At 40.3% G+C, this 21,764-nt stretch carries 11 protein-coding genes; 1 reads left to right on the forward strand and 10 read right to left on the reverse strand.

Annotated elements, in window-relative coordinates:
• Positions 1–11 precede the first annotated feature (11 nt).
• The 10 genes from RYH73_RS14015 to RYH73_RS14060 form a co-directional block, all read right to left on the reverse strand.
• The gene (locus RYH73_RS14015; protein ID WP_335314065.1) at positions 12–1,163 is read right to left on the reverse strand and encodes a mannonate dehydratase; all 1,152 of its coding nucleotides are present in this window, start codon (positions 1,161–1,163) and stop codon (positions 12–14) included.
• Between the two features lie 63 nt (positions 1,164–1,226).
• Positions 1,227–2,831: a SusD/RagB family nutrient-binding outer membrane lipoprotein gene (locus tag RYH73_RS14020; protein WP_335314066.1), complete on the reverse strand. Its 1,605-nt coding sequence runs from the start codon at positions 2,829–2,831 to the stop codon at positions 1,227–1,229.
• A gap of 22 nt (positions 2,832–2,853) precedes the next feature.
• On the reverse strand, positions 2,854–6,321 hold the full coding sequence (locus RYH73_RS14025; RefSeq protein ID WP_335314067.1) for a SusC/RagA family TonB-linked outer membrane protein: 3,468 nt from the start codon (positions 6,319–6,321) through the stop codon (positions 2,854–2,856).
• A 105-nt stretch (positions 6,322–6,426) separates the two neighbouring features.
• Entirely contained in the window at positions 6,427–7,509 is a 1,083-nt protein-coding gene (locus tag RYH73_RS14030; RefSeq protein WP_335314068.1) for a FecR family protein, read from the reverse strand.
• 207 nt (positions 7,510–7,716) lie between these two features.
• Positions 7,717–9,213: a mandelate racemase/muconate lactonizing enzyme family protein gene (locus tag RYH73_RS14035; protein WP_335314069.1), complete on the reverse strand. Its 1,497-nt coding sequence runs from the start codon at positions 9,211–9,213 to the stop codon at positions 7,717–7,719.
• Between the two features lie 31 nt (positions 9,214–9,244).
• Entirely contained in the window at positions 9,245–10,798 is a 1,554-nt protein-coding gene (locus RYH73_RS14040) for a SusD/RagB family nutrient-binding outer membrane lipoprotein (protein ID WP_335314070.1), read from the reverse strand.
• A gap of 57 nt (positions 10,799–10,855) precedes the next feature.
• Positions 10,856–14,293: a SusC/RagA family TonB-linked outer membrane protein gene (locus tag RYH73_RS14045; protein ID WP_335314071.1), complete on the reverse strand. Its 3,438-nt coding sequence runs from the start codon at positions 14,291–14,293 to the stop codon at positions 10,856–10,858.
• A 295-nt stretch (positions 14,294–14,588) separates the two neighbouring features.
• The gene (locus RYH73_RS14050; protein WP_335314072.1) at positions 14,589–16,799 is read right to left on the reverse strand and encodes an outer membrane protein assembly factor BamB family protein; all 2,211 of its coding nucleotides are present in this window, start codon (positions 16,797–16,799) and stop codon (positions 14,589–14,591) included.
• 143 nt (positions 16,800–16,942) lie between these two features.
• Positions 16,943–17,512: an RNA polymerase sigma factor gene (locus RYH73_RS14055; protein WP_335314073.1), complete on the reverse strand. Its 570-nt coding sequence runs from the start codon at positions 17,510–17,512 to the stop codon at positions 16,943–16,945.
• Positions 17,513–17,620: 108 nt separating this feature from the next.
• Positions 17,621–20,338 carry a M14 family metallopeptidase gene (locus RYH73_RS14060; RefSeq protein ID WP_335314074.1) on the reverse strand — a complete coding sequence of 906 codons (2,718 nt, stop codon included), beginning with the start codon at positions 20,336–20,338 and terminating at the stop codon, positions 17,621–17,623.
• 477 nt (positions 20,339–20,815) lie between these two features.
• On the opposite strand from RYH73_RS14060, the gene RYH73_RS14065 reads away from it, so the two are divergent.
• Positions 20,816–21,724, forward strand: coding sequence for an arginase family protein (locus RYH73_RS14065; RefSeq protein WP_335314075.1), 909 nt, complete (start codon positions 20,816–20,818; stop codon positions 21,722–21,724).
• Positions 21,725–21,764: the final 40 nt, after the last annotated feature.

Raw genomic sequence — 21,764 nt, forward strand, 5'->3', positions numbered from 1 at the left:
TGTGAAATCGTTTAGGCTTGATGCATTGCTTCTTTGGTTACAGCTTCTGCCAAAGCACGAATATAACCAATGGCAAACAGGTTACCCAAAGTCATATAACCTGGAAAAGTATTTTCTTCTCCTGCCATGGTCGGTACGTGATCAGGTCTGATCGGACCTTTAAATCCTACCTCATAATAAGCTTTCATCGCTTGATACATATCAATGTCTCCTTCGTCATGGAAGGTCTCTGTAAACTTCGTGCTCGGAATTTCGCCACTCAATTCTTTAACATTTCTAAAATGCACAAAATGTATTTTTCCAGCTTTACCCCATCTGCGGATCAACGAAGGAATATCTGTTCCCATCAATGAAAAATTTCCTTGACAAAGAGTGATTCCGTTACAATCGCTCGGCATTATATTCAACATCCTGTCGAAGCTTTCTACGGTATTCATAATACGCGAAATTCCTTGAATACTGTCTACTTGTGGATCGTCGGGATGAAGGGCCAGTTTCATCTGGATTTTTTCTGCCTCTGGTACCACTGCTTTTAGAAAATAGGTTAGGTTATCCCATAATACGTCTTTGCTTATCTCACCATATTTCGTCAACGGTTTATTCTTAAGATCACTGTAATCAAAAGCTGTCATTAAGGCCCCTCCTCGTCCAGGACGATTGAATGAAGTTCTAGCCCAGCTAATGACAGGCATCCAATTATAACAAATGATATCTATGCCAGCTCTTTTTAGATTTTTCATAAACAAAATGAAACGATCAATCTCTTCATCTCTTCCCGATAAACCCAATTTTGTTTGTTCACCAAGACATGGAGGACCTTCCACCACATTGAAATTCAACCCTTGCTTTTTCCAAGCCTCTTTTACGCCTACGATCGTATGATATTCCCAAGGTTTTGCATTCCTTAAATCAGCCACACTAGGATTAATACCCGCAACAGCGCCAAGGGCATCCATTTGCTTTGCCAATGCAATGAGTTGCTGATTTGCCGTTATTCCTGAAAAATAAGCATTGCTCATTTCCATACCGGCATCTTTTATCCACTCCTTCTGTAAAGAAAGCTGTTTGGGGACGGCCATTGAAGCTCTGGCAACATCCGTTAAAGATATGCCAGCGGTGATCGTGGCAATCTTTTTGATAAAGTCTCTTCGCTGTTTTTCCATAAATGTTTTTTTGTATCCGGCAGTTTTGATTACCAATATAAATTCCCTTTTTCCCTTCACCTCCTATTTATCCCACCAAACCGGTGTAGTGTATAGATCCGAACCTTGATCGGCAATGGCTTGATCATAATTTTCTTTGTTTAATGTAGCTTCAGAAACAGGGTACCGTAACCTTACCAAATGCTTTCCTCCAGTAAAATTACCTGGATAATTAGGAGGATCCAATAACGGATAACCAGTGCGACGCCACGTGGAAAAAGCTTCAAAATTATCATAATACATAAAATGAGCTAACCAAAATTGAGTAAAAATCTGCTCCATCTGTTTATCAAATGAAGCACTTTCATCTAAAGGATTTCTCGCTAAATAGCTATTGATTATTGTTATAGGAATAATACTTTGCCCCGTATATAAAGTGGTTATAGGAAATAAGGAAGTGCTTTGCATGTTAGCGGTGATGGCTTTATTATAGTGTTCAGCGGCGGTGCCTGAACCCCATCCTCTCAAAGCGGCTTCTGCAAGAAGAAATTCTACTTCCGAATAACTTAAAATAATAGTAGGCGCATTTAAACTGGCAATCGTGCCCGTATTAGGTTCCGAAAATTCGGCTAACATCTCATTAGAAAATCCTGGAAAAACATTTCTGATTGTATTTGCATCATAACCGTTCGGTAAGCCTTGTTGTAAAGTCGGATTCGTTGAGGCAGGCAATCTGGCCGACTGTTCGGCCACTATATTACCCTGCCATAAAGTTGCATAAAAAGATAGTCTCGGATCATCTCTGTCGACTAAAGCATCAATTAAGGTTTTTCCTAGCTTCACCGGCCCTTTACCTGCATTGGATTCCGGCAAGCTTTCCCGTTTCAATTCAAATGCATCCCAATTCTGTGTGTTTTCATTTCCAGCGACGTGTTCTATTTTTGCGATATCATCATTATTCGTCATAACCCCTCCTGCTATGGCTTTTTCAACCCAGTTTTTTGACTGACCAGGGTCTACATTACTTAATCGCATTCCTAACCGTAACATAAGCGAATAAGCAAAGGTTTTCCATTTTGCTACATCGCCCTGGTATAACACATCATTATTACCGAAGGTTGATTTAGATGGATCTAACTGCTGCGCAGCAGTCTCTAATGAAGCTAGCATCATAGGATAAATAGCTGATTGCTTATCGTATCTCGGTTTAAATGTACCACTAATATATCCTTGCCCGGCTTCCGTGTAAGGAACATCTCCATACATATCAGTTGCTCGATGTAAAACAAAAACACGCCAGATGTTGGCCATTGCACCTTCATTCACAAGTTCGGGTTTCTCTTCGATAGCCGCTATCAGTTGTTGCAGTTCTTTTAGATGTGTTCCATAAATTGTTTCAAAAAGATCCCCAAACTGATTATTTTCATAATTTTTGTCGCCTGACCAATTAATGCCCAACGACGCCATATATTGCATTGTCCCTGCAAAATATTTAATATTTGTTCGATTTCTATCCGGCGTACCAGTCCCAGCCGTTCTTATTAAACTGGTTGTGAATAAATTGCCCAATACAGGATCCGTAAACGCATTGGGGTTTTGATTCATTGCTTCAAAACCTTTGTCACATGCAGACAATAACATAGCGATTGCCATAATCGATGGTAGGATATTTCGCTGAAATCGTTTCATAACGCTTAGCTTCATTATAGCTCTAAAATTTCACACTTAAATTCAATCCATAATTGCGGACCGTTGGTAAACCAAAATTTTCCAACCCTTGTGCATTACCACTGTTATAACTGGCCTCAGGATCGATATTATCAGCCTTTTTATAAATGAACAATAAGTTACGGGCAACAAAAGAAAACGACGCTGTTTTGAAGGGGGTTTTGTTTAATACTTTTGCAGGCAATGAATATCCCAAGGTAATCGAACGTAGCTTAATGAAATCTGCACTTGTAACGAATTCATCTGTTAACATAGACCAAATTGTGGAGTAATATGTCTGTGCATTCACAGAAGCATTATAAGGATTCCCTTGCTGATCTACACCCGATACAGCTACACCGGTTTCGCGAACATTATTGGCAACGGTACGCTTGTCCAAGCCGTATTGTGTACCATAAGCAGTGGTTGCAGAATAAACTTTTGCTCCGAATTTTCCGTCTATCAATACATTAAGGTTAAAATTTCTCCAGGTGAACGTATTGGTAATTCCCATCGTCAATGGAGGCACGCCCCGTCCTAATACTTCGAGAGGTCCTTGAAGTGGTATACCCGTGGCGCTATTATAAATAATCAGTCCGTCCGCATTTCTTGCCGCTCTGTTCCCTGCCAACATACCGAAAGGCTGTCCTTCAAAATGATACACACCACCATTCAATGTTCTTGTAGTAGCTCCAGGTAATTGTATCGAACCCAGATCTTCCGAAATTTTTAATACCGTGTTCCTGTTATAGGCCACATTATATGTTATATCCCATCGCAAGCTCTTCCCCGTCATTGGTGCGCCTGTAAACAGTACTTCAACGCCTCTATTTCTTATTTTTCCTACATTAAGCGCGACACTCTGATATCCCGAACTATAGGGTACAGAAGCGTTCACAATATCATTCGTAGTGGTTCTATCGTATACCGTTAAATCGAGTCCCAATTTATTATCAAATACCCTTGTTTCGATACCGGCTTCCGATGTAGTAGAGGTGTAGGGCTTAAGTCTGTTGGGAATGGTCGTACTGTTTATGGTCATAAGTGTCGCACCCGTAACGTATTGTTGCGGCGCATTCATATAGGTTAAATCAAGTCCGTAAGGAGCGGGTGCTCCGCCCCCAACCTGCGCCCAAGAAGCTCTAAATTTTAAATAACTAAGCCAGTCGGGCATCGCTTTCCAAGCTTCGGATGCCAGGTAACTTAAACCTACTGAAGGATAGAGTAGGCTGTTCTGATCACTTGCCAAGGTCGAAAACCAGTCCTTTCGTGCAGTTAACGTCAGGTATAAGTAAGATCTAAAACCAATATCTGCAGATGCGAACAAGGAGTTTATACCAAATTTGGCATAATTTAACGTAAAGTTTTGGGCGCTCCCGTTTCCTATAAAATACTGAAAAGGTACATTAAATTGACCACTGACCAAACGAATGCCTTTGGATGTATTCCGCATTTGATTACCGCCAACAAGGGCATTAATTGAAAAATCGCCGACACTCTTCTCATAACCAAGAATTGCCTCTGCATTTACCTCCTGTTTAAAATTTTGATCGGTATTCATTTGCCCACGATTGTTAAATGCAGTACCGGAAGGTTCAGATAAGTCGAAAGCATCAAAGTTATATTGATCAATCCCCAAGCGTCCTCTTACATATAAGTAATCGGTTATATTGTAACGTGTGGACAACATGCCAATGAATCGATTCCGCGTATCGCCATTACGCATTTTATTAATCGCAAAATAGGGATTGGTCGCATATACATAATCGCTCCATACCATCTCGTAGCCATTCGCATCATAACCAGGGGCTAAGGTTCGTACATCAATACTGTTTGCAATAATTTGTGTACCGGCATTCGGGTTTTTCTGAAAATCGGCAGTAAAGGGCCTGTTATCATTTTTCTCTATTGAATATTGTGCTCGACCTTCCAATATTATTTTTTCTGCCAGTGTTGCATTTACATTTAAATTGAACGATTTAATATTAAGGCCGTTATTGGGAACAATACCTTTATTATTAATATCGGAGGCTGATAGACGAAAATTTCCCCATTCATTCGCACCACTAAAAGCGAGCGTATTGCTAAAGGTAGTACCTGTATTATAAAAGTTTTTGATATTATTTCGCTGCGCGGTATAAGGGCGTTCTTGACCGTCAGGCTGTATGACTTGCGAACCATCTAATTTAGCTCCCCATGACATCCGTCCATTTGCTATCGCTTCCGCTTGCGAAGCCGGTTTCAGTCCACCTGAACCTGCACCATATTCATATTGCCAATCCAATAAGTTTCTAGGTGCTTCAAGGGTGAAGGTCGTGTTATATTCCAATCCTAGCCCCTCCTGCCCTTTCCCTGATTTAGTAGTAATTAAAATAACGCCATTTGCTGCACGAGAACCATATAGCGCTGCCGCTGTGCCCCCCTTTAAAACAGAGATAGATTCGATATCATCTGGATTGATACTAGACAGTCCATTGCCCCTGTCCATTCCTCCATAAGAACCGGCAGAACCAAGATTTGAATTATCAATCGGAATACCATTAACAACAATAAGCGGCTGATTTTCACCATTTAAAGACCCATTCCCTCTAATCACAATACGACTTGAGCCACCTGGACCGGTGGAAGTCCCCGTTGCGTTCACACCCGCAACACGCCCCGTTAACGCGTTGCCGAGATTAATTTCTCTAGCCTTGGTTACCTGCTCACCGTCAATCTGGGTAACCGCATAACTTAACGATTTTTTTTCTCGACTAATACCTAATGCGGTTACCACAACTTCTCCAAGTGAAGCAGACTCTTCCTCCAAAACAATTTGAATAGGTTGATTAGTATTCGCAGGTACTTCCTTAGCGATATAGCCCAGAAAGGAAAATATTAATACTGCATTTTCAGGGGCGTTTAATGTAAAGTTTCCACTTTCATTGGTGCTGGTTCCTTTTGCGGTACCTTTGACTAAAACGCTTACTCCTGCCAATACCTGTCCGTTTTGATCTTTGACCAGTCCTTTTACCGGTATATCTTGTTGTCTATTTTTGGATTTGATCACGATTAATCCCCCATCTAAAGTTTTATATTCTAAATCCGTGTCAACAAATAATATATTTAACACTTGTAAAATGGACATATCCTTCACCTGAATGCTAATCAATTTGTCGAAATTTTTATTATCTTCACTGTACATAAATCGGACTTTCCCTTTTCTTTCCAATATTGGAAGCAGTGATCTTAGTGTTACATTATCAACTTTCACATCAATCTGATCAGTTTTTGCTTTTTCGTCTCGTATGATTGCTTCGATATAAGAAGCATGCAGCAAGTTATAATCCTTTGCGATACACAAATCATTATAAACCAATAGCAGACTCAGAAAAAGAGCGAAGTATTTAAGGTGAGCTATTCTTTGAGTAATTGTAAATCGGACACTAAAACACCTAGAAAAAACATTTTCATAGCGTCTTTTACTTTTCATAATATAGGATATTATTGTTAAAAAATCTGGTGTAGCGGCTACAAGGACCTTTACTACATTGGAGAAAAGAAGAGGTGTTGGCGCACCTTCCCATCACTCCTCACACTAATAGATTATTATTTCATTGCCTTCTATTTTATATTGAAATGATTTAATTAACTGCATTGCATTTAATAACTGTGTAATATTTTCTCCTGCAATATTGGCTGTATATCGATAGGTTTTTACCTTTGGTGCATTTACTTGAATATTCACATTATACCATCTTTCCAATTTCGGTATCAGTTCCTCCATTGTTTCATTTTTAAAGATGAGCTTATTATCGATCCAAGAAGTTTCCTGAATATACTCGCGATCTTCCATATGCACCCTTGATAAACTCCCGATCGTTACAATTAAGGAATTTGCTTGTTTCTTTTTAGGGTCTACTGTCTTTTCAGGGTTCACTACTGCAATTTTCTCTGATGGTTTTAAAACGATTCGCTCTTTCGGCCGCTCGTTTACGGACAACTCGATGGCACCTTTAATTAAGGTGGCTTCGGTTTTCTGTTCATTCGGATAAGCCTTTACATTAAACGCCGTGCCCAATACCCTAATTGATATTTTTTCCGTTTTGATTATAAAAGGTTTATTTTTATTCTTAGCTACGTCAAAATATGCTTCTCCCTCCAAATTCACTAAACGAAGTTTCTTGTTTTTAAAATCACTATAGGATAAACGACTATCTGCATTTAACCACACTTTAGTACCATCTGGCAAAACCCATTGCTTACGCACCCCCTTTTCAGCCACAATTTCAATTTTCTCGTTAACAATGTTATTTTCCATATAGCTATTCCAGAAAAAACCAACAAAGAGAATAAACATGATGGAAGCCGCAGCGCTGTAAAAGATCCATTTTCTTTTTGTTGATTGCCTCTTTTCTCTTTCGCTGTCTATTTTATTTTCATTGTCATCCTGCCTATTAAAATTAAAGGTATGTTGATGTCTTGCCTTATGACGCAAGTAAAATGCTTCTGCCGCACTATCGTAAACGGTACTTTTTGACCACAGTTCCTTTACAAACTCCTCGTAATACAATGCCTCAGGATTTTCAGCCAACAAGCCCGTTAACTCTTCCTGTTCCAATTCGTTAATCTCACCCGCCATCTTACGGGTCAATAGCACGATAATTCTATTGTCATTCATAAAATTCGGGAGCGTCTTTGCTCACCAATGTGACACTCTCTAACATAAAGACAGTAATTTTTCCAGAACTCCCTAAAACATATTTACTTTTTTATCGTGTTGTTATCGAACGGTCGAGTAGCAAAGCTCATCGTTCGTATCGTAATTTAATCGCTACCGTTCTATTCCCAATCAACAATTCATCTACTCAACCGTTCGACAAAATCGCTAACTCCAAGTTCGATCATGAGATCTACGGTCGTCCCATTGCGGTGTTGGTTCGAAATAAGACTTATCCTTTTCAATTAAATGTTCTTTCACTACTTCATCATTCAATTCTATGCCAAGCCCAGGTGCACTGAGTGGAACATTCGCATAGCCTTTCTCAATCAGTTTTCTTCCATCTGTCGTTTTCACCAAATCCTCCCACCACGGAACATCCACAGAGTGGTGTTCAAGTGACAAAAAGTTTTCGGTCGCAGCTGCACAATGAACATTCGCCATAAAGGAGATGGGTGTACCAGCCTGATGCATGGCCATTCCTATTCCAAATTCTTGCGCATAATCGCCTATTCGTTTTGTTTCTAGTAACCCTCCTGATGAAGCTAAATCAGGATGAATTAAATCAACCGCTCGATCATGAATGAGGTTCTTAAAGTTACTAAGCAAATAAATATCCTCTCCTGTAATCGTCGGAGTTTCTATTGCCTCTGTAATCGCCTTCCATTGTTCAGTGTATTGCCAAGGCACTACGTCTTCCAACCAAGCCAATCGATATTTTTCAAGCGCTTTTCCCAAGCGAATACCGTTGTTTAAATCGAAATGGCCATAGTGATCCGTGGAAATGGGAATATCATAACCAACCATACCACGTACATTTTCTACGATCTGTGCCAGCTCATCCAAACCTTTATCTGTTATCTGAATTTGCGTAAAGGGATGCATACGATTTGCATAGGCCATGTAATTGTTGTCTCCCCATTGCGCTAATCGTCCCTGTGTATTTTCCCAAAATTTACTATTCACCACGGTACCCGGTTTTCCTCTAAGTTCACCTATCGAAACATCCATTTTTAGCCACGTATAACCCTGTTCCTGAATCCTATACTGGATGAGTTTCTTTTGTTCTTCTACGGATCTGGCTTCTGGTGTATCCGCATACAATCTTACTTTATCCCTATACAACCCTCCCAACAACTGCCAAGCAGGTACGTTGTATGCTTTTCCACAAATGTCCCACAGAGCCATCTCTACGGCACAAACACCTCCCGCTTGTCGTGAATCTCCACCAAATTGTTTAATCATTCTGAATATCTTTTCAACATTACATGGATTTTCGCCAATGATTCTGCTCTTTAAAAAAAGCGCATAACGTTCGTCTGCGCCATCGCGCACTTCTCCCAAGCCATAAATACCTTGATTGGTGTCAATCCGAATGATAGCAGTACGCCCCATAACACCTGTTACGCAATAGCGCATATCGGTTATTTTTAAATCCGAGGGGGCCGAATTTCTATTTACCCTAGAAGTTGTGTGGGCAAGCGTATCTTCCATGGGTAGGCTTACTAAGCCGCCCAGTGCAAGACCACCAAGCGCGATTTTTTTCAGAAAATCCCGACGCGGCTCTTCTTGCGGGAGCGATTTACACGCAATCAACGCTTCTTGTCTTTGCGCACGTTCGGTAATAAGGGTTTGTTCTTTGATCTCTTGAATAATATTCTTCATAATTTTTGTTGTTTTATTAATGACGAAGGAGTTAATTAACTTGATCCCAAAAAATGCGTGTACCTAAGCTATTGCTACCCATCCTGGTAATTGCCTCTTGTATATTGGTCGCGTTGACCGAGACCTCCCGTAACGGGTAAACGAGTCTTCGAATAAAGCCACCGGCACTTGGAATCGAAGGATCTTGAGAAGGAAAATTCACAGGATTAAGTCGAGGGTAGCCACTTCTCCTAAAATTTGCCCATGCTTCCGACCAATTCCGAAAAGAGCTAACCCAGTATTGTTCATTAATTTGTTCTAGGGCCCTCTCCGATGTAAAAGCAATAGACGGACTATGAAGATATGCCTCCTTTTCTTCCGTACTAATGTTTGGCATACTTCCAAATAAAGAGGCTTGCTCCATGTGCGACTTAATGCCCACTTCATAAAATTGCTGTGCACTACCTGAAGCAAGGTAGCCCCTCACCACAGCCTCTGCCAATAGAAGCTGTGTCTGAGAGAAAGTGATGAAATATTCAGGTGCGTCTATACGCATCACCGTGGATCGGTTAAATTGGGAATACTTCCACGCGGCTCCCACCTTCCCGGGATAACCAGGCGCTGTTTCAATTGAGCTTTCATCATACCCATAGGGCATCCCTTGTTGATCGCTAGGATTTGTATTAGCCGCACCGGCTGAAGCTAGTGGATTTGCAGGAAGTTCGTACTTTATGGCAATATATGGAAGTCGTGGGTCATTATTGTTTTTTAAGAAGTCGACAAAAGGTTTTCCTATGTAATAATTAGCACGCTCACCACCTAGTAGTGCATTTGATGTGCTATTTGTATACACTGCGTTAAATTGAATCAGCGCATCATCTTCATTGGATTGCATAAGTCCTCCTCTCGCAGGGGCAGTAGCTGTAATGACAATTGATCGCGCCTTTTCTTCGTCTAGACTTGTAAAGCGCATTCCTAGGCGGAATAGGAGCGAATTCCCCAATCTTTTCCAGCGATCAATAGCACCACCATAAAATAAATCAGCCGAACCGATACCAGGCTTATTAATATCTAGCGCATCTGTAGCTTCAGTATATTCCTTGATAATCGCTTCGTATATGGTTTCCGCTGGATCATATTTTGGCAAGTAATCAGCCTGTGTATATCCAAGACCTGCTTCTGTATATGGAATATCACCATAGGTATCAACAAGTAATTGAAAACAATATGCTTTCCAGATACGTGCCATTTGATATAAGTTACTTTGTTCTTCTTTTCCTTCCGTTTTATCCATTACCTCAATGAGGTATCTGATCGGCCCCGTATAGATAGTATTGAAAGCATCACTTGCATGTTGATCGTTTATAATGTTTCGATTCCCTGCCGCTAAAAGTCCGCCATAAGGTGTATTAATCTGTTGAACGATTTCGCCTTGATAGTGATACGAAGCAATGGCCGATAAACGTTGTGCATTTGAGAAAAGATAGGCTGGATCCAAATCGCTTGCCAATGAGGGATTTGTATTGATCTCCTTAAAATTCTTATCACAACTGCTGTTCGCATACAAAACAGCAAGCATCAGAAGATGTATTAAAATCTTTTTCATGTCTATTCTGCTATTGATTAGATAGCTACCTGCCCTAGGCCAGGAGCCTTTAATGAATTAAAAATTAACATTGAGGTTAAGTCCATAGGTTCTCGTTGTTGGTAAGGCGTGTGTTTCCAGCCCAGCATTCAAATCCGATGCTGAATACTGCGTTTCCGGATCTAAATTATCTACCTTCTTACTAATGATAAACGGATTGTTTACGAATACGTTGGCATTAATCGATTTTATAAAAGTATGTCGTAAAAATTTACTGAAATCATAGCCTATTGAGATCGTACGGGCACGTACAAAACTTGCGTCATAAACAAAGGGCGTTGCTATATTTCCGGAACGATATTGACTATAAAATAATTCAGCTTCTACGGCCGTGGTATTAGGCGAACCATCATTGTTTACCCCGTCGAAGACCACTCCGCCTTCACGTCCTACTAAACTATTTTTATGCAAACCATGGCGCGTCCAGTTGAAGTTCGAATTCGAAATCATTTTGTGTCCTGCCTTAAAATCGATCTGCATAAAAAAACGGAGCCCTTTATAGGTGACGGTATTTAACCATCCGCCCGTATGAGGAGGAATAGCACTACCATAGGTAACAATATTGCCTGGTAAAAAGAGACCATTAGAAGTGATAATCTCACCATTAGTATTACGCAGGTAATCTACGCCACGTAAAGAGGCAATTGGCAAACCCACCTCGTGTGAAACAATACCTATATACTCACCGGTACCAACATCAAAGCGCGTCTGATTATCAGCTAATTGAAGCACTTTACTCTTATTATAGGCATAATTGACAACTGACTCCCATTTGACATGCTCCTTTTTTATCGGTGTAATGGCAATGGACGCTTCAATCCCCCGGTTTCTTAATTTACCTACATTAACCAGCGTTTGACCATAACCAGAAGCATTTGAAATATCGACATTTAAAATTTCATCTTCTGTTAATTTGTTGTAAGCGGCAATATCTACCGCCAAACGATTGTCAAATAGCTTAAAGTCTATACCAAATTCCGTTTCCTTAACCGTAAGCGGGCGTAAATTCGCGTTTGGACTAATATTAGACGTAATAATCCCCAAAGGAACACCATCAAATAGATTATTCTCGATATTATAATACAGACTATTGGTATAAGGATTGGTATCGCCGCCAACCTCAGCGTAGGAAGCTCTAATTTTACCAAAATCAAACCAGGTGGGTTTAGAAGACCAAATTTGACTAAAGACAAAACTGGTGCTAGCTGACGGATAAAACGCGCTGTTAGAAGCTGGATTCAACGTAGAAAACCAATCATTTCTACCCGTTAAATTCAAAAATAAGAATTCGTCAAAAGAAAAATCTACAGTACCAAATACGGAATTGACTCTTTTATGTGACAAGGAATAAACTGGATTTTTTATTTGCCCATTATCAATTGTATATAGATCACGGATAAAGAAATTCGTCACCGAGGTGCCCATCCCTTCCGATTTTTGATCCATGGAATTCATACCAAAAGTAGCATCCACTCCCCACTGTCCTATTTGGTGGTTCAAACCAACCAAAAAATCAATATTTCGTTCGCGGAAGGTGCTGGTGTTTTGAAAATAATTGCCGTTAAATCCTGTAGGTGCTACGGGCAACATCGCCGTTCCAGTTGGCCTATTTGCATGCCGGACATTGGTAAAGTAATCTTGCCCCACACGTCCCTGCGCCCATAGCCAAGGAGTAAACTGGTAACGCAATGAAATATTACCGAACAAGCGATCTCGTTTTTGCGTTTCAAACCGCTCATTAATTGACCAATATGGATTGGTTCTATCAGTAAATCGTGAAGGATTTATTTCATTCCCTGTTACAGGGTCCTTATAGGCATTTTCCAACCATTGCATATCGATGCTATTGGCTAGTGTATAGACGGTCTGGTTTACATTAAAAGCCTGTTGATTAACGACCGGCGGGTTGTTGTTAAATTCATTGGAGTAATTGGCATTCACTTGCACAGAAAGCTCCTTATTAAGGTTGTAGTTAAGGCCTATGTTAAATATCTTTTTATTATAGTCCGAATTGGGAACGATGCTATTTGCTTCTGTATTGGCAAAAGAAACACGAAAATTACCTTTTTCGTTAGCTCCTGACACAGCCAGTGAGTTGGTAAACGTTTTGCCTATATCGTAAAAATCTCTGATACGGTTTCGATAAGGGAGGTAGGGGCGTTCAACTCCATCGTGCTGCATCATGGGTAAGCCATCAAATCGAGGACCGAAACTCCAAACACCTGTTCGTCTGGCGTCCGCTAATGTTTCATTACGAATACCGTATTCTCCCTGGCCGTATTCATATTGAAAATCGGTATAGTCCAGCGGCTGGTCTGCCTGAAAGCTTGAACTATAACTTATCCCAATCCCTGCTTTTTGATCACTACCGGATTTTGTTGTAATAATAATTGCACCGTCTTTTGCTCTAAAACCGTATAAAGCAGCGGCAGCCGCTCCTTTTAAAACAGTAAGCGATGCTATGTCATCTGGATTAATACTTTGCAAACCATCACCCAAGTCAGTATTCATTTCACCGGTATTTCCCCCACTTGCGCCATTGGCCCCACCTTGAGGAGCATTGTTAATTGGCACGCCGTTGACGACAATTAAAGGGGAATTGTTGCCCCCGAAAGAAGACTGTCCTCTTAATCGAATTTTTGAAGAGCCTCCCGGCCCCGTTGGTGAAGGAGAGACGTTCAGTCCGGCAACCTTTCCCGACAAGCTGTTTCCGAAATTAGTTGTCCGATTTTCCGTTAATTGTTCAGGATTAACCGCCGAAGCTGAATAGCCCAGCTTTTTATTTTCACGTTTGATTCCTAAGGCCGTCACAATTACCTCACCTAATTGCTGTGCGTCTTCCTGCAATATAATATCTACTCTAGTTTTTCCCGTAATACTTACTTCTTGGGGTACATAACCGAGATAAGTAAATATCAATACTGCATTGGCAGGGGCACTTAGTGTATAGGACCCGTCGGCAGTAGTTCGGGTTCCCTTTCCTTGCGCACCTTTTATCAGCACACTGACGCCTGCAAGTGGTTGTCCGGAAGTACTTTTGACTAAGCCATTAATTGTTTTACCTTGTTGATACGACTTATTTCTAACGACCACCAAATTGTCTTTCAGTTCCATGTACTCTAGATCTGTGTTCGACAGCAAATGAGCCAACACCTCTAGGACAGGCATATCTTTTGCACTGATGGAAACCGGCTTATCGAAGATTCCATTCTCTTCACTGTACATAAGTCGTATTTTACCTTTCTTTTCGAGTAGCGGAAATACATTTTTAAGTTTTACATTTTGCACAACCAGGTCAATTTTTTCACCCTGATGGTCCAACTTGGCCATACTGTTCAGCGAAAAAAAAATGGGGAGGAAAAAACCGTAAAGACGTATTAAGCGTTTGGTTTTTGCAAAAAAGTAAACAAAAGGTCTACCAAGAAGAACTCTTTCGTTTAGTTCTTTTTTTTTCATAGCTTTGTTCATTATTGTTAAAAAATCTGAAGAATAGTGTTAAGCTAATTCTAGGAATTGAATGAGAAGTGTTGGCGCACTTCTCATTTTTATATTATACATATCTTGCCATGCTTATCAATTTATAATGGTTAACGATACATTTATTCATGTTAATACATGCTATTTTACAGCCTGCGGTTATCATGATAAATAGCTTCTTGATTCTGTTATTGGTTCTTTTTATTAAAGACAGTATAATTTTAAAAATTCCCTAACTCTTTTTTGATATTGTGAAAAAAATTGCGTTTTATTCTCAATCAGGCAGAGCAAATGCGATGTATGAACCTCCCGGCTTTTTTCCATACTTTGTACCTCCGGCAGCAATTACAACATATTGCTTACCCTTTACCTCGTAGGTAGCGGGAGTAGCGAAGCCACCTGCCGGTAATTTAAACTCCCAAAGGACCCTTCCCGACTTTTTATCAAATGCACGGAAAAGCTCATCCTGTGTTGCTCCGATAAATAAAAGGCCACCTGCGGTAACAATAGGTCCTCCATGATTTTCAGTGCCTGTTGGCGATACACCTTTTTTTTTCAGTTCTGGAAATTCACCTAAAGGAACCTGCCATAAATAGTCACCAGAGTTAAGATCAACCGCATTTAAGGTTCCCCAGGGTGGTTTAACCGCGGGATAGCCATCAGGTGTTCGAAATTGAACTTGTCCATTATTAACATACGGTGCTACATAGGGGAACATATTTTCGTCCGTATTTTGCATATTGATTAAATTGGTATTTTGGTGTAAATTATCCGACGATTCACCTACAATATCCTCTTTCAATAAGAAACTGACAATAGCTTCCTGTTTGAATGCACTAATATGTCGAAATGAAGGCATCATTCCTTTACCCGTTTTCATGATATCAAATAAATCCTTCTTACTAATTCGCTCCTTTATGTTCAATAAACTAGGATAAGTTTTGTTTCCACTTCCCTTTAAATCCACCCCATGGCATGCGGCGCAATTTGCTAAATACAAGGCTTCGCCCCTTGTTATTTTCTCTTCTTTTTGTTGAGCCATTCCCGTTGCCATATCCATCATTTTTAAATCCCATACCATATCGTTTGCGTTGACGTATAAAACACCTTCTGTATCTGCCGCTGTTCCTCCCCACTCCGCACCACCCCCAATATGGAAAATCAATGAGCCTTCACTGCTTGGTGGTATAAATTTATTGCCCGATCTCGTTTCTTTAAACCTTTTCTTAACAAATTGATAGCCTTCCACTGTCATATCATTGATGTCTTCCTCCGTAAAAAACTGCCTGGAAAAAGGTTTTGGTTTAAGCGGATAAGGTTGTGTAGGCCAGGGCTGTTCACCAGGCATTGCACCCTCGGTAGGTACAGCTCGTTCTTCAACGGGAAAGAGTGGTTTACCACTGTCTCGATCCAACACATAAATCACGCCGTCTTTTGTTGCCTGGGCAACCGCATCCACTTTCTTACCACCACGCTCAACGGTAACTAAATTAGGCGGATTCGACAAATCGCGATCCCAAAGATCATGGTGAATAGTTTGAAAATGCCAAATGCGATCCCCGGTTTCAGCATCTAAAGCTAAAATACAATTAGCAAAAAGATTGGTTCCCCGCCTATCCCCTCCGTAAAAGTCGACCGACGGCGATCCTGTTCCTAAATAAATGGCACCTCTCTTACTATCTAATACCATACCCGACCAGCAATTCGCGCCCCCTATCTTTTTATAAGCATCGGCTGGCCAAGTATCATAACCAAATTCTCCCGGTTGAGGTATAGTATGGAAAGTCCATTTAATTTTTCCCGTCAATATATCGTATGCTCGAATATGTCCTGGGGCAGCATCGCCAAATTCGGAAACACGTGATCCCATAATAATTGTATTTTTATAGATGATACCCGGTGATGTTGCGATCACAAAAAGATCAGTCACTTCATGGGTTAAGTTTTTTTCCAGCCCTTTGTGTAAATCCACCTTCCCCAATTCACCGAACGCAGGAATAGGTTGGCCTGTTGAAGCATCTAACGCATATAAAAAGGATCCGGCTGTAAAAAGAATACGCTTTTCACCTTTTCCCAACCAAAAACACAAGCCCCGATTGGCATGGTATTGTGGCTCCATGGTTTTAAAAGGGTCAAAAACCCAAATTTCTTCTCCTGTCGCTGCATTTAAGGCAAAAACTTTCAACTGAGGCGTTGTGGCATATAAAATGCCGTCAATTATGATAGGTTGACATTGAATCTCAAAAGGGCGTTCACCTAATTTATTCTCCCCGGTCTGATATTCCCAGGCCACATCAAGATCACGCACGTTTTCCGTGTTGATTTGACGAAGTGGTGAGTACCGATTTCCAAAGTTATTGCCCCCATAAACCGGCCAATCGATACCCGTTTGATCGTTTCTTTCTTGATTATTACCAGTACAACTTAAAATCAGAACGAATAGGTTCATTCCAAAAAAATGGACGTAATATTTCAAAATAGTCATGTAAAACTCAACTTTAGGCCTATAATCTCATGTTATTATAGAGACAATTAAATTTTGGATTTTCCCTAATAAGAATTGAAATTAGCGGGGTGGTTGAAACGCTTAGTGTTTCATTGTCGGGTAGTTAAGAAATAGCTTAATCGTTAATCGGCTAGTTTGAACTCAGTTTTAAGGATCTGAGCTAATTTTTTCATCGCATTGACCAGATGCGCATCAACGGTTTTTGTAGAAATCCCTAAGATATCAGCGACTTCCTTATAAGAAAAGCTTTCTTCCTTCACTAACTGAAAGACCAATTTACATTGTTTCGGCAAAGAAGCGACAGCCTGTTCCAATTTGGTCTTCATTTCTCCCTGAATAAAAATAGCTTCGGGACTTGGTGTATTTAATTGAATGTTAAAATCCACTTCGTCAAGAGATAAAAAATCCCGTCCCATATGTTGTTTCAAGATATTCAAGGATTTATTTCTTGCCGCAACAAAAGCATAATGTTTTACATTCTTTATCTCCAACAGTTGTTCACGTTTTTCCCATAACATAAATAAAACATCGCTCGCAACTTCTTCCGATAATTCCCATGATTTCAAAATGCTGAAAGAAAATTTCCTAACCGGCTCAAATAAAATATTAAACACCTCTACGTAGACACTTTCGGTATTAGCTATCGCCATTTGGTGAACCAAAGACGTTAAATCACGTATTTTTTTGGTCATGGTTATATAATTGGAGAAACCAAATATACTACTTTTTGATCCGCTACAAAATAATCGTCCGAAAAAAGCCGGTTAACATGTTGCACGCATTTCGACACACGGATTAAATCAGTTATACAATCCGTTAAATAATAATTTGAAGGTACCGTGCGACTGCCCCCTATTGGTAATTTCAGGTCCAAAAGCATAAAAAGTACCTTTTCCGACGGTAGCATAAAATGCCGCGACCCCATCTTTAAGATAGGTCTGCCCCCAAGCCCATCCACTTTTTAGCGGTTTATCGGTATCAAACCACATCAGCGGTTTAATTTGATCCAAGTCTTCCTGCTTAATCCTAAATGTTTCACTATTGTTAAAAACCACATTAGCAGAAGACGGCATTCCAAAAGTTGGTATCAGCGTCGTATCTACGCGGAGCGCTAAAATGCTGCTAGGGATATAAAATTTATCGCCTGATAAAATCACTTTTTTCCCCTGACTATTTTCAATATGTAAGGCATTTTCAATCGGTAATTGGAGATGATAAGCTAAATTTGTAGCGCTACCAACTGTAATAATTCTGCCCCCTTCTTCCATAAAGGCTTTAAGCTGTGGGATCGATCGATCTACACTTAAATTTCCCAGCATATGGTGATAGGCCGTCGGCACCTCCTCCTTTGAGGGCATCTTGAAATACCGATTACTGTTTAAGACCGATTTTAAAGGAGGAATTCCACCTCCAACAAATAAAATGACATCGTAATCCTTGTGCAGCCGTCCTTTGTCGATATCTTGCGGATAAACAAGCTGAAAACCAAAATGATATTGTTCCATAATCCAACGGACCCAACCAGAAGGGATGGAACCGCCATAGTAATCAAAAAGAGCTACTCGACTCGGCTTTATCGACAAAAGATTTTTCGGTTTTGTCACCGCTACTTTCACTGAAACACCGTAATCCTTGACGGCTTGCTGCAATAGGGAACCTCCTTTTGCTTCTACATAGAAAGAACCGGCCGGCATTCCATCCATAACAGTTTGTGTCCTATAAACCGCTATATTTTCTCTCAACAAATCATTAACAGTCGTAAAAGCGTCATTAACTCGGACATCCAATAAATAGCCCTGTTTTGACCGTACAAATTCTTTAACAGGTGCTTGCTGTAACAGGCCATAAGCAATACGTTCAAATGGTCCATCAAAAGCATCTGTTATTCGGTCAAAGTGCACGCCCATTTGAAAGGCCAAAGTCCATCCTGCGGCATCGTAAGGTTTCACGGGAGGACCACCGGGATACTGAAAATCATTTGGATGGTCTTGTGGTTCAAACATATCCAGTACATGCGCACGAAAAGCTTGCGCTGTTTTCACAACATATGATCCTTTCGGATAGTGTCTCGATCCCACAGAAAAATCAGCACTGGCTCGATGTACAAGTATCCCTGACTTTATTAACGCATTAACAAATTTCACCGTCGTCGGGAAGTCTACTTGATCAGCCGGAATAATATAACCACGCGCATCTCGAAACGTCGGATTTTGTAAGACGGCATCATAATAGCACTTGGGAATGGTATCGCCTTCTAGTTTTTTGAGCTCCTTATCTCGCTTATATGCGATGCTAATAGAATCCGCATAACGTGGCAGCAACGTCCAGTTGTCTCGACTCCCTTTCTCGATTGCGTTTTTACCCATTACATACATATTATAAAGCAGCTCATCTCCATGCCGTTGTGCATATTTTAAAATAGCGTAGTTCAGCGAGAGAGAATAATCAATCGATTGCTTAAAATGCCAAGTTTGCGGGGGCACCGGATTAGGTGTTGCATTATTCGGTATCAAACGTGCCGGCACGACCGGAATTTCTTCCGGTGTTGGATTGCCAATAATCTCCGTCAAAATACCGATCATGTTATGAAAATAAGGGGTCGTTCGCAGTCCACCGTTCCACCAAGTCGAAAAAACAGAGCCGCTTAAACGGGTATAGCCCGGCTTATTTTCTGCATTCAGTCGATTATTCATAGCTGCCGCAACACCATCAATGCTGGTAATAATAAGCGGATCGAATACATGATTAAAGGGATCACGATAAGGGGGGCCTGCTAAAACTGAACCCTCAGGTCCACGTTGATGATGATTGTAAACAATTTGTGGCATCCATTCAATATACTGCTGACGAGCAATATGCGTACTTTCCTTCATATTCATCATAAAAAAGTCGCGATTATTATCATGCCCGATATATTTCTGATACAGGCGTGGAATACGCATATTGCGTTTTTTGGGATCCTTCTCATGCATATACCAATTACTCATTAATTCTTGTCCATCGGGGTTTACCTGTGACAACAAAATAATGACATCATCCAAAATCGTCTTGTTTTCCAAATCATTACGACTAACCAATTGGTAAAAGGTTTCAATGAGCTGATGGGTACCAACTGTCTCATTCGCATGCAGCCCTCCGTCAATCCATACCACTGGTTTACCCTCCATTGCTAGCTTTTTTGCCTCTTCATCGGAGATGTCTTCAGCACGTGCCATCTTTTGTGAAATTTCTTTATAGTGATTAAGCTTCTGTAGATTTTCTGGAGCAGAGATAATCCATACATATTGAGTTCTTCCTTCTTCCGTCTTTCCTATTTTTGTTGTCAGTACCCGATCAGAGAGTCCGTCAATCAACTGAAAATATTCCTCCAATTGCTGGTAGGTTGCCAGTTGGTAATCATCGCCAATTGAAAATCCAAAATATGATTTTGGATCGGGAATGGTTTGCGCCAACAATTTCCCTGTTATCATTAGAAATAACAGAAGAATGGTGTATTTCTTTTTACAGAAGTTCATCATATCTTGGTTTTGTTTTTTTTGATCACTGGCAGGCTTCAAGTCTTACCCTGTAACTTGCCTCTTTTTCTGCATTAAGGTTTGACATACTGCTCCTGCCAACTATCCTGCTCCTGAAAAGTATGAAGATCGTTGAATCGGAGAGCTACCTAAACTCTTAAATCCGTTTCATGCTGGAGAGCAACGGTGTCTATTATGCCTTACTATCCTGTAACAGCAAAGCAAAATGACACAATTTTTTATAGTAATTTTTAAATAGTTGTTCAGTGTTTGCTAAATCTGACATATTCCAGAAAGTAAAAAATTTAACATTCTTTTTATACCAACAATCAGCTCAATACGATTTTTTTAGGCTAGACGCAAGTTTAAAACAATTCGCTATAAAAAACAAGCTTACTTTTTTTTAAAGTTCAGGTAATATCGCATAGGCGCTTCCTTCTTATAACCAATAAGCTTTCCTATATTTACCATATGCGCCGAATGAAAAATATATACCTCATCGAGTGTCCTTCCAATTTAGGATTAAAAGAACCACGACCAGGGCAAGAACCTGGCGTAAACAAATTACCCGATTGGCTAAGGAGATGGGGATTATACGATTATTTTCCAAACAAACAAATTGTCCGATTGGATGCCCCTTCCTACACAATGGATCTAGACGTTAAAAGCGGCGTACGAAATGCCGATGCGCTTGTGAATTATGCAATTAAACAAAAGCGCTTTTTTGAACAAGAAATCGACGAATCTGTTTTTCCCTTTATAGTAGGCGGAGATTGCAGCGTACTCCTAGGTCCATTACTGAGTTTAGCTGAACGTGGCAACCAGGCATTATTTTATTTAGATGGTCATACCGACTTCATATGGCCCTCCTTATCACAGACAGGTGGTGCAGGAGGTATGGCTGCTGCCTTTGCAGCTGGTCGTGGACCAGAAAAGATAAGCAATATATTGGGACTAAAACCCTATATCAAGGAAGAACATGTTTGGTGTGTAGGAAATAGAGAATATGTAGATTGGTACGAACAAGTTATTATTGATTCAGAAGCCACCTATATTCCATTAAATCGATTACGATCAATGGGCATAAAATCTTGTATAGATTCTTTTTTTTATCATATCGAAAATAAAAAAGTATCAGGCTTTTGGATTCATTTTGATGTAGATGTTCTAAACGATGAGCTAATGCCTGCCGTCGACAGTAGAAGTCCAGATGGTTTATTGTATCAAGAATTAAGGGACCTACTCCTTCCTTTGCTCGGGAACTCTAAAGTGACCGGCATGAGCATGAGTATTTTGGATCCGGATTTAGATCCAGATGGCTTTTATACTGAAAGATTTGTAATTCAATTGGGACAGATTTTCAAAGAAGTTTTTAAGCAAATCCGCTAAGGCGTTCACAGCTGGGCTGCAAACGCTTCGCGAATAGGAT

Origin of the sequence: Olivibacter sp. CPCC 100613, from assembly GCF_036959255.1 — a bacterium.
Classification (GTDB): Bacteria; Bacteroidota; Bacteroidia; order Sphingobacteriales; family Sphingobacteriaceae; genus Olivibacter.